Genomic DNA, 11,901 nt, shown 5'->3' with positions numbered 1-11,901 from the left:
ATGACGAATTGGCGGAAGGCGTGACAGGCGGCGTGATGATATTCAGACGTCAGAAGGTAGAGATCCATTCGGATCTTCTGGTTCTCAAGCCGCCCGGTCATATGGACTTTCCGGCTTGGGCCGCCTTGCGCCGCGAAAGCGCTGATTTCTTGAAGCCTTGGGAGCCGTCCTGGGCCAGCGATCACCTGTCACGCAAGGCCTTTAACAACCGCGTGTACTGGGCGCAGCGGTCCATCGGCAATGGTACTGCCTTGCCTTTGTTCATGTTTTCGGCGGCTGAAAAAGGGTTGGTTGGGGCGATCACGCTGGACAATATCCGCCGGGGGCCCGCGCAGGCCGGGACCTTGGGGTATTGGGTTGCACAGCGCTATGCGCGCCAAGGCTATATGCGGGACGCCATTCGGGCTGTCACCCATCATGCATTCTCGACCCTTGATCTCAGTCGAATTGAAGCTGCCTGCCTGCCAGAGAACGCCGCCTCGCGCGGTGTTTTAGAAGGGGCGGGATTCAAGTATGAGGGCGTCGCGCAAAGTTATCTTCAGATCAACGGTCGGTGGCGCAACCATGTGCTTTATGCCAATTTGCGCAGCGATCGTCGGGGCCGGACCGATGTTGGTTAGCCCGCACCACTGAAGCCGGGCTTTTTGTGCTAGACTGTCTCGAGACCCGACCGCGAATGGGTGCTTTATGGGACGGAGATCGCACATGCCTGCTCGTTTTCTGATTGCCTGCCTGACCGCTTGTCTGTTGTCCGTGACGGCCAGCGCGGCACAAGATCGTCGTCCCAGCCACTGCATTGCACTGGCGAATGCCGTCCCCGGCATTGCAGTCCTACATAATGCCGCCTTCAGAGATCCTGTGCCGCAATACACGGTGCGCCTCAGGTATATCGCCCATGCGATGTTTCTGCTGGAGGAGCCGGGCGGCTTGTCCGTTGTTACTGATTACACCGGTTTTTTAGGGCCGACCGGGTTTTTCCCGAATGTGGCCACGATGAATCGGGCGCATGGATCGCATTGGACCACAGCGCCGGACCCGCGCATCCCCCATGTGTTGCCGGGCTGGAACCCGGAAGGTGGGCCAGCTGATCACCATCTCGATCTTGGCAGTTTGCTGGTGCGCAGCGTCTCGACCGATATCCGCTCTGACGGACCGGGGGGCGGGCAAGATGGCAATTCGATCTTCGTGTTCGAGGTGGAAGGCCTGTGTATCGGCCATCTCGGCCATCTGCATCATGAGCCGACGCCGGAGCAATATGTAGCCCTTGGCCGCTTGGACGTCGTCATGGCCCCGGTGGATGGCGGCATGACGGTGCCTTTGCCGATGATGATCCGAATTCTGAAGCGTTTACAATCCTCTGTCGTGATTCCGATGCATTGGTTCGGACGTGGCACATTGGCTGCGTTCCTTGCCGGAATGGCGGATGAGTTTGTGATCGACGAAACCGGCGCGTCATCGGTCGAGGTGTCGTTGCGCACGCTGCCAGACCGGCCTACGGTTGTGGTTCTTGACCCAACATACCTGCAGGATGATGACTGAAACCGACAGCGACGCGGCGCGCCTTCTAGAGCGCCTGACACAGACTTTGCCCGCAGCCACATTCCGGCCACTTGGTCCCGCCTATCTGGAAGAGCCGCGCGGGCGCTTTCAGGGGCAGGCGGCGGGCGTGGTTGCGCCAAGCACCGTGGACGAGGTCGCCCTGATCGTGCGGGCGGCGTCGGATGCGGCGGTGCCTGTGGTGCCCTATGGCGGTGGAACCGGGCTGGTGGGCGGTCAGATTAAGCCTGACGGCGCCGCGCCGATCGTGCTGTCACTGGAACGGATGCGGGCCATTCGTGCGGTCTATCCCGACGAAAACATTTTGATTTCCGAAGCGGGTGCCACATTGCATGAGGTCCGGATGGCGGCTGAGGCGGCGGGGTTGCTGTTTCCGTTGTCGCTGGCCTCGGAAGGGTCCTGCCGGATCGGCGGCAATCTGGCGACCAATGCCGGTGGGGTGAACGTGCTGCGGTACGGCAATGCCCGGGACCTGTGTCTGGGGTTGGAGGCCGTGCTGCCGGATGGGTCGATCTGGCATGGGCTGAAGCGGCTGAGGAAGGACAATACCGGCTATGATCTGCGCAACTTGCTGATCGGGTCAGAGGGGACGCTGGGGATTATTACCGCCGCTAGCCTGCGGCTGTATCAGCGGCCCGCGTCGGACGCTGTGGCGTATTTCGTGGTGGATTCGCCGAGTAACGCATTGGCGCTGTTGCATCTTTTTCACGACCGCGTCGGCGAGGGCGTGTCGGCGTTTGAGCTGATCCACGGTCAGGGCATGGCCTTTTTGACTGAGACCATGCCAGAGTTGCGATTGCCATTTGGGACGCCGCCGGAATGGTCGGTGTTGGTGGAACTGGGGCTGCATGGCGATCAGAGTGCCCAGGATGCCATGCTGGAAGTCTTTGAAATCGCGCTGGAAAAGGGGCTGGTGACTGACGGGGTCATCGCTGAGTCCGTGGGCCAGAAACAGGCCTTCTGGGCGGTGCGCGAGACCATTCCCGAGGGCAATAGCCGGATCGGGGCGATCTCGTCCCATGATGTTTCGGTGCCGCTTGGGGCCTTGGCTGAATTTATTTCAGAGGGATTTCAACTGGTTGAAGGATTAGGCCCGTTCCGGGTGAATTGCTTTGGCCATATGGGCGACGGCAATCTGCATTTCAACGTGTTTCCGCCCAAGGGTGGAAAGAAATCCGATTACGTGGGTCAGCGCGACCAGATTATGCAGGCGATTCATGACCTTGTGCATCAGCATGGCGGATCGGTCAGCGCAGAACATGGCATCGGGCGGCTGAAGGTCGGTGAGTTAGAGCGCTATGGCGATCCGGCGCGATTGGCGGCGATGCGGGCGATCAAGACGGCGCTGGACCCTCAGGGCATCATGAACCCTGGGGCGGTGCTAAGGGGCTGAAATCGGGCGATTTTCGGCGTCGGACAATCGTCGGACTTTTATCGGACTTTCGTCGGACCGGTTTCGGGGGTGTCCCAGACCACCTGTGCAACGCCAATGAACCGGGCCATGCGGTCCAGCTCGGCCCTTAGCCGGTCGTGGCGGGCCGCGGGCCACGCCATCCCCGGTTCCGGCCAGAGGTTCAGCACCGTCAGGACAGAGCGGGCCCGGTCGGCCTTGACCTCAATCCGCCCGGTGAAGCGGTGGCCTTCGAGGATCGGGAAAACGTAATAGCCCCAGAGGCGTTTGGCGGCGGGCACGAACATCTCGACCCGATAGTCAAAGCCGAACAGGCGGCTCAGGCGGCTGCGGTCACGGATGGCCGGATCGAACGGGTTCAGGATGCGGGTGCGGGTGCTGGGGGCGGTCAGGGCGGCCAAGCGGGTTTCGATGTCGACCGGTGCCAGCGCCGGGGTCCAATCGCCCTGTGCGCTTTCTATCAGAACCGGGCGCAGGCTGGGGCCGTGCCGGTTGGCCCATGCGCGGACCTCGGCCGGGGTCACGGCGTCCCAGAATTTCTGTATCTCGCCCAGCGTGCCCATGCCCAGCCGGGTGAGGGCGGCATGACACAGCCCGTCGATCTGGTCCTGCTCGGGCAGGCACTGATCGCGCAGATGGGCCGGGAACACCCGCTCGGCCAGATCATAATATTTGTTGAAATTCACCCGGTGGCAGGTGGCCAGCTCACCGCTGTACCACATGTAATCCAGCGCCAGCTTGTGGGGCGGCCGCGACCACATTTTCCGGGGGCCGCTGACCTTGGTGTCAAATGCGTGGGTCGACAGCGGGCCTTCGGCGGCGATGCGGGCCTTGATGACGGCGCGCGCGGCGGCGTCTGGCAGGTCTTTGATCCAGCCCGCCCGGGCCATGTGCTGTGCCTTGCGGTCGAACTGTCGCCGCCACAGGGGCAGGAACGACATCGGCAGGACCGAGGCGTCATGGGTGAAATGTTCAAAGATGGCGCGGTCGCGGGCGAGGCAGGCATCCAGCATCGGTTCGCGGTAGGACTGATTGCGCGACCAGAGGATGTGGTGCTGGGCCCGAGCGACGACCTGAATCGAATCAAGTTGCACAAAGCCGAGCTGGTCGATCAGCCGGGGCAGGTCGAGCGGCCCAGTGGGCGGGCTGGCCAGCCCCTGTTGCGACAGCCACAGGGCGCGGGCAGCACGGTTTGAGATTCGAAGCGGCACTTGGGCGGTCGGGCTAATGTTCGGTTTCGCAAAAGCCGTGATCGGCGAGCGAGGCAAGGACATAGCAATTTTGCGCCACGCCCTGACCTTCGCAGCGGGTGGTGATCCGCGCCAGTTCGGTCTCTAGCCGTTGCAACCGGGCGATCTTTTCGCGGACATCGGATAGTTGGGTGCGGGCGATGGCATTGGCGGTGACGCAGGACCGGTCGGGATGGTCTTGCAGATCGATCAGGGCCGAGATCGCCTCAATCGAGAACCCCAGATCGCGGGCATGGCGGATGAAGCCGAGCCGTTCCAGTTGGGCCGGGCCATAGCGGCGCTGATTGCCGTCGGTGCGTTCCGGCGCGGCCAGAAGTCCGACCTGTTCGTAGTAGCGAATGGTCGGCACCTTGACGCCGGTACGCTTGGACAGGGTGCCAATCGACAACATCTGAAAAATACCTCTTGAACCTCTAGTCCCTAGAGACCCTACATCAGGGGCAGGCAGTGAGAAAGAGGATTCCCATGGCAGGCTGTTGCAGTCACGAGGCGAAGTTCGACGGGGTGTCGGCGGATTATAAGCGGCGATTGTGGATCGTCATCGCATTGAACGCGGGCATGTTCGCGGTCGAGATGAGCGCGGGTCAGATGGCGCGCAGTCAGGCGTTGCAGGCCGACGCGTTGGATTTTCTGGGCGATGCGCTGACCTATGGGATTTCCTTGGCGGTGATCGGGGCCTCGGTGCGGGTGCGCAGCGGGGCGGCTTTGGCCAAGGGGATTAGCCTGTTGCTGATGGGGCTGTGGGTGTTTGGATCGACCCTGTACCGGGTGTTTTATGTGGGCGTGCCCGAGGCCGGGGTGATGGGCGTGATCGGGCTGATGGCGCTGGCGGCCAATCTGGCCAGCGTGGCGATCTTGGTGCGCTATAAGGATGGTGATGCCAATGTCCGGTCGGTGTGGCTGTGTTCACGCAATGACGCGATCGGCAATGTGGCGGTGATGGTGGCGGCGTTGGGGGTTTGGGGCACCGCGACCGGGTGGCCCGACCTGATCGTGGCGGGGATCATGGCCGGGCTGTTCCTGACCTCGGCGGTGCAAATCTTGCGGCAAGCATGGCAAGAACAGCGCGACGCGGCGGTGCACGCCCATTGAGGGCGTGCAGAGGGGGGCGGCGTTACGCCCCCGAATAGGCGCAAAGGGCGTGGACATTCATGCCCATCGCCTCAAGCCGGGCGCGGCCACCCAAGTCGGGCAGGTCGACCACGAAGGCACAGCCGAGGATATCGCCGCCGAGCTGTTGGATCAGCTTGATCCCGGCCTCGGCGGTGCCGCCGGTGGCCAGAAGGTCATCGACGACCAGCACCGTCTGGCCGGGTTTGATGGCGTCATCATGGATCTCGACCGTGGCGGTGCCATATTCGAGGGTGTAATCCTGCGATAGGGTGGCAGCGGGCAGTTTGCCCTTTTTGCGGATCGGGGTGAAGCCCGCCGACAGCTGATGCGCCACCGCCCCGCCAAGGATGAAGCCGCGCGCCTCAAGCCCCACCACCTGATCGATGCGGCGACCGGCATAGGGCGCCAGAAGCTGATCCACTGCCATGCGAAAGCCGCGCGGATCGGCGAACAGGGTGGTGACATCGCGGAACAGGATGCCGGCATGGGGAAAGTCGGGAATGGTGCGGATGTAATCTTTGACGGTGGTCATCGGGGTCAGCCTTTCAGCACGCGGCCAGCCACCGCGTCGAGCTTGGCCAAAAGGGCCGGATCGCGTTTGTCGGGGGCGGTGAGGATGGCATATTCAAGGGCGCGGTCGCAGCCATGTGGGCAGGGGGCGTGATCGCGGCCCAGCAGATGCGGCAGGCTGGCCACAAGGGTCTTGGCCTTGCCTGCATTGCCCAGCAGGGTCTTGATGATCTGGGTCACGTCGACCTCGCCATGATCGGGGTGCCAGCTGTCGTAATCGGTGATCATGGCGACCGAGGCATAGCATAGCTCGGCCTCGCGGGCGAGTTTGGCCTCGGGCATGTTGGTCATGCCGATCACATCGCAGTTCCAGACCTCGCGGTAGAGGCGGCTTTCGGCGAGGGTCGAAAACTGCGGGCCTTCCATAGCCAGATAGGTGCCGCCCTGATGCACGGTGACCCCGGCAGCGGTGGCGGCTTCGGCGCAGGCATGGCCCAGATGCGGGCAGGTTGGGTGCGCGACCGAGACATGGGCGACGCAGCCGGTGCCGAAGAACGAGCTGTCCCGCGCCACGGTGCGGTCGATGAACTGATCGACGATCACGAAATCGCCCGGGGCCATGCGTTTGCGGAACGATCCGCAGGCCGAGACCGAGATCACATCGGTGACGCCCAGCCGTTTCAGGGCGTCGATATTGGCGCGGTAGGGCACGGTCGAGGGGCTGTGAACATGGCCGCGGCCATGACGCGGCAGAAACGCCATCCGGATATCGCCCAGCACGCCGGTCAGGATCTGGTCCGAGGGGGCGCCCCACGGCGTCTCGACCGTTTGCCACTGGGCGTCTTGCAGCCCGTCGATTTCATAGACGCCAGAGCCGCCAATTACGCCGATCACGGTTTCAGTCATGCGAGGGGGGATCCTTTATCGTGGCTCGGAAGGGTCATTCGCCGGGACGGGTGAGGCTGAACACCTCGGTCACGGCGGCATAATCGCGATAGCCCAATCGGGCCAGCGGTTGAAAGCGGGTGACGTCGAAGTGGCCATCGACCACGCAATCGTCGCGCATATGAATGCCGGTCACTTCGCCGAAGACGACGAAATTGGCCGCGCCGGGCAGTTGCACAATCTGGGTCAGTTTGCATTCCAGATTGGCGGGGGCATGGGTGACCCGGGCACACGCGATGGTGGTGCAGGGGCTGCGGTCGATCCCGGCATGGCTGAATTCATCGATGTCGCGCGGATAGGTGCCGGAGGTGGCGTTCATCGCATCGCGCATGGCGTGGGCGACGATGTTGACGCAGAACACCCCGGTCTCACGGATATTGGCGACGCTGTCTTTGGTGCCGTCGCGGTCGGGCTTGTCACTGGTCGAGGCGAACATGACCTGCGGCGGCACATAGGCGACGGCGTTGAAGAAGGAATAGGGGGCAAGATTGTCCTGACCCGTCGCCCCGCGCGTGGAAATCCATCCGATGGGTCGGGGGGTCACGATGGCGTTGAACGGGTTGTGCGGCAATCCGTGGCCGTCTTGCGGTTTGTAGAACACGGGGGCGCGCACCTTGAGCAGGAAAGAAAAAGCCGGTCAGACTGACCTAAACGGCAGGGGCGCGGGGGATCAAGCCCGGAAAGTGACGGAAGGGCCGCCCAAGGCGGCCCTTCGCGGGATCGTGCGCCGGATGTGATCGCCCGGAATGATCGCCGGGGCGATCAGCGGTCGCGGTTATGCCCGGCCAGACCGCCCGAGATTTCATCGGTCGATTCGTCCGACAAGGGCGTCGGCAGGATCAGGTTGAGGATGATCGCAATGGCAGCGGCGGGCAGAATGCCGCTGGTCAGCAGGATCTTCAGGGTCTGGGGCAGGTGCTGCAACGCGCCGGGTTCCAGTTGCAGCCCAAGGCCGATGGACAGGGAAACAGCGAAGATCACCATGTTGCGCTTGTCCCAGTTCACGTCGGACAGCATCGAAATCCCAGACGACACCACCATGCCGAACATCACGATGACGCCGCCACCCAGAACCTCAATCGGGACGGTGCGGATGACCGAACCGACCTTGGGTATCAGGCCGCAGATGATCAGGAAGATGGCGCCGCAGGTGACCACATGGCGGCTCATGACGCCGGTCATGGCGATCAAGCCGACATTCTGGCTGAACGAGGTATTGGGAAAGGCGCCGAACAGGCCCGCAACCGCCGTACCGAACCCGTCGGCATAGGTGGCACCGGTGATTTCTTCGGTGGTGGCTTCGCGGCCCGCCCCGCCTTTGGTGATCCCCGACACGTCGCCGACGGTTTCAATGGCCGAGACAAAGGCCATCAGGCAAAAGCCGATAATGGCCGCCGCGCTGAGTTCGAACCCGTATTTGAACGGCACCGGCAAGGCGAAGACGGCGGCGTTGTTGAAGCTGCCTGAGATGGTGGCGACGCTGAGCATGCCGGTGAACAGGGCAAAGACATAGCCTGCGACGAGACCGATCAGCACCGCCGAGATGGACCACATGCCTTTGGCGAAGAACTTGACCCCCAAAGTGACGAAGACCACGACAAGGGCCGCCGACCAGCTTTGCAAGCTGCCATAGGCCTCGGTGCCGATCTTGGGAACGCCGCCTGCCGCGTATTGAATGCCGACCTGCACCAGCGCGAGGCCGATCATGGTGACCACAAGGCCGGTGACCAGCGGCGGCAGGGCAAAGCGGATTTTGCCGATGAACGTGCCGATAAACACGTGAAACAGGCCGCCGATGATGACGCCGGTAAACAGCGCCGACAGCCCGTCGATGCCTTTTCCGGCAACCAGCGGGATCATGATCGGCAAGAAGGCAAAGCTGGTGCCTTGGACGATGGGCAGGCGGGCGCCAACCGGGCCCATGCCAATGGTCTGGATCAGCGTGGCGATGCCGGCAAACAGCATCGACATCTGGATCAGGTACAGCAATTCGGGGAAATCGGGCGAATTGGACCCGAAGCCAAAGCCCGCCGCACCGGCCACGATAATGGCGGGGGTGACGTTGGACACAAACATCGCAAGCACGTGCTGAATGCCGAGAGGGATCGCCTTATGCAGCGCCGGGGTAAAATTTGGATCGCGCAATTGTTCAGGCGTGCCGATAGAAAGGTCTGACATTCAACATGTCTCCTTTAAAAAAGTGGCCCTTCCATTCCCATTCGAGCGATGGGTTCCCGTCACTCTATCCAGATCGAAGTGGGGAGCAAGCACTCTTCCAAATTGGCGGTGTCGCCGATCCGGTCGACCACTGCGAACAGGCCCGGCGCGCTGAGCGGGGTCAAGACGCCGTGCCAGACATTGCGGTGAAAGTTGATGCCTTGGCCGGGGGCGGTCAGGAACGCCCGAAAGCGGTGCGGGCCTTGGGGGCCATCTTCGGCGACAATGACCAAAAACGGGTCTTGGCTGAGGCAGAGAAAGGCCTGACTGCCCTCGGGATGGCGTTCGACCAGATCCAACTTATAGGGCAGGCTGCGCGGCTGGGCCTGAAACAGGCTAATCCCGGCGCGTCCGCCGGCGCCGAAATCCATGCGGGCGCGGTCGTGGAAGCGGCTGCACAGGCCTTGGTTGATGATCTTGTCCGGGGCGCCCGTGGCCTCAAGCACGTCGCCGAACGGGGCGAAGGCGGCTGCGGTCAGCGGTTCGGTGTGGATCACGGGCGCGGCGGTCATGCGCCCAGCCGCAGCTTGGGGTGCCGGTTCACGTCTTTGTAGAGCAGATAGCGGAACGGCTCGCGTCCCGCAGCATAGCAGCCTTGCGGGCAGAAGGCGCGCAGCCACATGTAATCGCCGGCCTCGACCTCGACCCAGTCTTGATTGAGCAGGTAATTGCCGCGCCCTTGCAACACATAAAGCCCGTGTTCCATGACATGGGTTTCGGCAAAGGGAATCTCGCCGCCCGGTGCAATCGTGACGATGGTGATGTGCATGTCGTGACGCAGATCGGTGGGATCCACGAAGCGCGAGGTTTGCCAGACGCCGTTCGTGCCGGGCATCGACAGCGGGGCGCAATCGGCATCGCAAGAGAAGATCGGGTCGGGCGCGGTCAGGCCGGGCGCCGGTTCCCAGATCTTGCGGAACCAGTGAAAGACGGCGCGGTCATCGCCGGGATTGGTGACCTGCCAATTGGCACCGGGGGGCAGGTAGGCATAGCCGCCGGGGGCCAGATCATGGGCAGTGCCATCCAGCGTCACGGTCAGCGCGCCTTCCAGCACGAACAGAACCGCTTGCGCCCCGGCGTCGGGTTCGGGGCTGTTGGAGCCACCGCCCGGTTTCAGTTCTACGATGTATTGCGCGAAGGTTTCGGCAAAGCCGGACAGGGGCCGGGCCAGAATCCACGCGCGGGCGTCGTGCCAGCCGGGTAGAAACGAGGTCACGATATCGCTCATGACGTCGCGTGGCATCACCATATAGGCGTCGGTAAAGACGGCGCGGTCACGGACTCGGCGGTCTTGGTCGGGCAGGCCGCCTTTGGGGGCGTAATAGGTTGGGGTCATCGGGGCAGGATCTCGTTCAATCTGTGGCGGGCAATGCGTTCAACCTGAGAGCAGGCTTCGACAAACTCGGCGTCGCGAGAGTTGCTTAGACGCTGTTCGAACGCGGCCAGAATGCCGGGTTTGTCATAATCGCGCACGGCGACGATGAAGGGAAAGCCGAACCGGTCGACATAGGCGCGGTTCAATGCCTGAAACTGGCTGCGCTCGGCGTCGGTGAGCAGGTCCAATCCGGCGCTGGCTTGTTCTGCGGTGGATTCTGCGGTCAGGCTTTTGGCCTCGGCCAATTTTCCGGCCAGATCGGGATGGGCTTTTAGAACGCCAAGGCGGGCCTCGGGGCTGGCGCGGCGGAAGGCGCGGGCGAGGGCATTGGACAGGCCTGCTGCGCTGTCATGGGCCGGGCCCAATTCCAGATCGAAGGCCTGTTCGGCCACCCAAGCGGAATGCTCGTAAATGCTGCCATAGGCTGCGACAAAGCGGGCGCGGTCCATTTCCGACGGGCGTTCGAACGCGACCGGCGGGTGGGTGTCGGCCCAGTGCCGAGCGATGTCGATGCGCCGGGCGACCCAGACGTCATCAAAGCTGGCGATATATTCAAGGAAACGGCGCAGCGCCATGACCCGGCCTGGACGTCCGATCAGGCGGCAATGCAGCCCGACGGACATCATCTTGGCGGCCCCGGCTTGGCCTTCGAGATACAGCGCATCGAAGCTGTCCTTCAGATAGGTGAAGAACTGCTCGCCCGCGTTAAAGCCCTGCGGCGTGGCAAAGCGCATGTCATTGGCGTCCAGCGTATAGGGCACCACCAACTGATCGCGGTCGCCAACCCGCATCCAATAGGGCAGATCATCGGCGTAACTGTCGGCAAGATAGGCGAACCCGCCTTCTTCGGCGGCGACGGTCATCGAATGCATCGAGGTGCGCCCGGCATAAAAGCCCAAAGGCCGGCTGCCGGTGACTTCGGTGTGCAAGGCGACGGCGCGGTCCAGTTCGTCACGTTCCTGCGCGGCGGTGTAGTCTTTGTATTCGATCCATTTGTAATGGTGGCTGGCGATTTCCCAGCCCGCGTCTTTCATCGCCTCGACCTGCTCCGGTCCGCGCGCCAGTGCGGTGGCCACGCCATAGACTGTGACCGGCATGTTCATCTCGGTGAACAGGCGGTGCAGACGCCAGAACCCGGCCCGAGCGCCGTATTCATAGATACTTTCCATGTTCCAATGGCGCTGACCGGGCCACGCGGCGGCACCGACGATCTCGGACAGGAAGGCTTCTGAGGCGGCGTCGCCATGCAGCAGATTGTTTTCGCCGCCCTCTTCGTAATTGATCACGAATTGCACCGCGATTTTGGCCCCATTGGGCCATTGCGGGTCGGGGGGGGTCGGGCCGTAGCCGGCCAAGTCGCGCGGATAGCGGGACACATCTGCTGTCATTTCGGGACACTCGCTTGGAAATATGCCTAAGTCCTAGATCATTGCGGCCTCTGGATGCAAGGCGCGCGACGGCGCCGCGATGGGCTGCATCGTGGGTTTTGCATCAGCGCCTGATTTCGGGCAAAGCAGAGGGCA

The 11,901-nt window shown here is 62.8% G+C and carries 13 protein-coding genes; 4 read left to right on the top strand and 9 right to left on the bottom strand.

Going from position 1 to position 11,901, the window contains the following annotated elements; genetic code table 11:
* Positions 1-35: 35 nt before the first annotated feature.
* The 3 genes from BV911_RS00685 to BV911_RS00675 all read left to right on the top strand — a co-directional run bounded on the left by BV911_RS00685 (position 36) and on the right by BV911_RS00675 (position 2,950).
* Entirely contained in the window at positions 36-620 is a 585-nt protein-coding gene (locus tag BV911_RS00685) for a GNAT family N-acetyltransferase (RefSeq protein WP_086051655.1), read from the top strand.
* Positions 621-705: 85 nt separating this feature from the next.
* Entirely contained in the window at positions 706-1,539 is an 834-nt protein-coding gene (locus BV911_RS00680; RefSeq protein ID WP_086051654.1) for an MBL fold metallo-hydrolase, read from the top strand.
* Positions 1,532-2,950: an FAD-binding oxidoreductase gene (locus tag BV911_RS00675; protein ID WP_086051653.1), complete on the top strand. Its 1,419-nt coding sequence runs from the start codon at positions 1,532-1,534 to the stop codon at positions 2,948-2,950. Before BV911_RS00680 ends, BV911_RS00675 begins: the two co-directional genes overlap by 8 nt.
* A gap of 38 nt (positions 2,951-2,988) precedes the next feature.
* Here BV911_RS00675 and BV911_RS00670 read toward each other — a convergent pair whose 3' ends face one another.
* Together BV911_RS00670 and BV911_RS00665 are read right to left on the bottom strand one after the other, a co-directional pair.
* A complete protein-coding gene (locus BV911_RS00670) occupies positions 2,989-4,242 on the bottom strand; it encodes a winged helix-turn-helix domain-containing protein (RefSeq protein ID WP_086051652.1) in 1,254 nt (417 codons plus the stop codon).
* A complete protein-coding gene (locus BV911_RS00665; RefSeq protein WP_086051651.1) occupies positions 4,193-4,609 on the bottom strand; it encodes a helix-turn-helix domain-containing protein in 417 nt (138 codons plus the stop codon). Before BV911_RS00665 ends, BV911_RS00670 begins: the two co-directional genes overlap by 50 nt.
* 74 nt (positions 4,610-4,683) lie before the next feature.
* Here BV911_RS00665 and BV911_RS00660 point away from each other — a divergent pair, with 74 nt between their 5' ends.
* Positions 4,684-5,310 carry a cation transporter gene (locus tag BV911_RS00660; protein ID WP_086051650.1) on the top strand — a complete coding sequence of 209 codons (627 nt, stop codon included), beginning with the start codon at positions 4,684-4,686 and terminating at the stop codon, positions 5,308-5,310.
* Between the two features lie 22 nt (positions 5,311-5,332).
* On the opposite strand, the gene BV911_RS00655 is transcribed toward BV911_RS00660, so the two are convergent.
* From BV911_RS00655 to puuE, 7 genes are all read right to left on the bottom strand, one after another.
* Complete coding sequence (locus tag BV911_RS00655) at positions 5,333-5,863, bottom strand: adenine phosphoribosyltransferase (protein WP_086051649.1); 531 nt, start codon at positions 5,861-5,863, stop codon at positions 5,333-5,335.
* Between the two features lie 5 nt (positions 5,864-5,868).
* The gene (locus tag BV911_RS00650; protein ID WP_086051648.1) at positions 5,869-6,747 is read right to left on the bottom strand and encodes an S-methyl-5'-thioadenosine phosphorylase; all 879 of its coding nucleotides are present in this window, start codon (positions 6,745-6,747) and stop codon (positions 5,869-5,871) included.
* 34 nt (positions 6,748-6,781) lie between these two features.
* Entirely contained in the window at positions 6,782-7,387 is a 606-nt protein-coding gene (locus tag BV911_RS00645; protein ID WP_086051647.1) for a flavin reductase family protein, read from the bottom strand.
* 161 nt (positions 7,388-7,548) lie between these two features.
* Positions 7,549-8,964: a uracil-xanthine permease family protein gene (locus BV911_RS00640; RefSeq protein ID WP_086051646.1), complete on the bottom strand. Its 1,416-nt coding sequence runs from the start codon at positions 8,962-8,964 to the stop codon at positions 7,549-7,551.
* A 59-nt stretch (positions 8,965-9,023) separates the two neighbouring features.
* The gene (locus tag BV911_RS00635) at positions 9,024-9,515 is read right to left on the bottom strand and encodes an ureidoglycolate lyase (protein WP_086051645.1); all 492 of its coding nucleotides are present in this window, start codon (positions 9,513-9,515) and stop codon (positions 9,024-9,026) included.
* On the bottom strand, positions 9,512-10,339 hold the full coding sequence (locus BV911_RS00630) for a bifunctional allantoicase/(S)-ureidoglycine aminohydrolase (RefSeq protein ID WP_086051644.1): 828 nt from the start codon (positions 10,337-10,339) through the stop codon (positions 9,512-9,514). Before BV911_RS00630 ends, BV911_RS00635 begins: the two co-directional genes overlap by 4 nt.
* Positions 10,336-11,754, bottom strand: a complete 1,419-nt coding sequence (puuE, locus tag BV911_RS00625; protein WP_086052002.1) for an allantoinase PuuE — start codon at positions 11,752-11,754, stop codon at positions 10,336-10,338. Before puuE ends, BV911_RS00630 begins: the two co-directional genes overlap by 4 nt.
* Positions 11,755-11,901 lie beyond the last annotated feature (147 nt).

The sequence above is a fragment of the Pseudoruegeria sp. SK021 genome (assembly GCF_002119405.1).
Lineage (GTDB): Bacteria > Pseudomonadota > Alphaproteobacteria > Rhodobacterales > Rhodobacteraceae > Meridianimarinicoccus.
Note: the sequence above shows the minus strand (reverse complement) of the source record. Positions and strands in the feature narration are given on the sequence as shown.

Coding starts and splice junctions, on each gene's coding strand:
- BV911_RS00685 (WP_086051655.1), top strand. CDS start 36: ATGATATTCAGACGTCAGAAGGTAGAGATCCATTCGGATCTTCTGGTT.
- BV911_RS00680 (WP_086051654.1), top strand. CDS start 706: ATGCCTGCTCGTTTTCTGATTGCCTGCCTGACCGCTTGTCTGTTGTCC.
- BV911_RS00675 (WP_086051653.1), top strand. CDS start 1,532: ATGACTGAAACCGACAGCGACGCGGCGCGCCTTCTAGAGCGCCTGACA.
- BV911_RS00670 (WP_086051652.1), bottom strand. CDS start 4,242: ATGTCCTTGCCTCGCTCGCCGATCACGGCTTTTGCGAAACCGAACATT.
- BV911_RS00665 (WP_086051651.1), bottom strand. CDS start 4,609: ATGTTGTCGATTGGCACCCTGTCCAAGCGTACCGGCGTCAAGGTGCCG.
- BV911_RS00660 (WP_086051650.1), top strand. CDS start 4,684: ATGGCAGGCTGTTGCAGTCACGAGGCGAAGTTCGACGGGGTGTCGGCG.
- BV911_RS00655 (WP_086051649.1), bottom strand. CDS start 5,863: ATGACCACCGTCAAAGATTACATCCGCACCATTCCCGACTTTCCCCAT.
- BV911_RS00650 (WP_086051648.1), bottom strand. CDS start 6,747: ATGACTGAAACCGTGATCGGCGTAATTGGCGGCTCTGGCGTCTATGAA.
- BV911_RS00640 (WP_086051646.1), bottom strand. CDS start 8,964: ATGTCAGACCTTTCTATCGGCACGCCTGAACAATTGCGCGATCCAAAT.
- BV911_RS00635 (WP_086051645.1), bottom strand. CDS start 9,515: ATGACCGCCGCGCCCGTGATCCACACCGAACCGCTGACCGCAGCCGCC.
- BV911_RS00630 (WP_086051644.1), bottom strand. CDS start 10,339: ATGACCCCAACCTATTACGCCCCCAAAGGCGGCCTGCCCGACCAAGAC.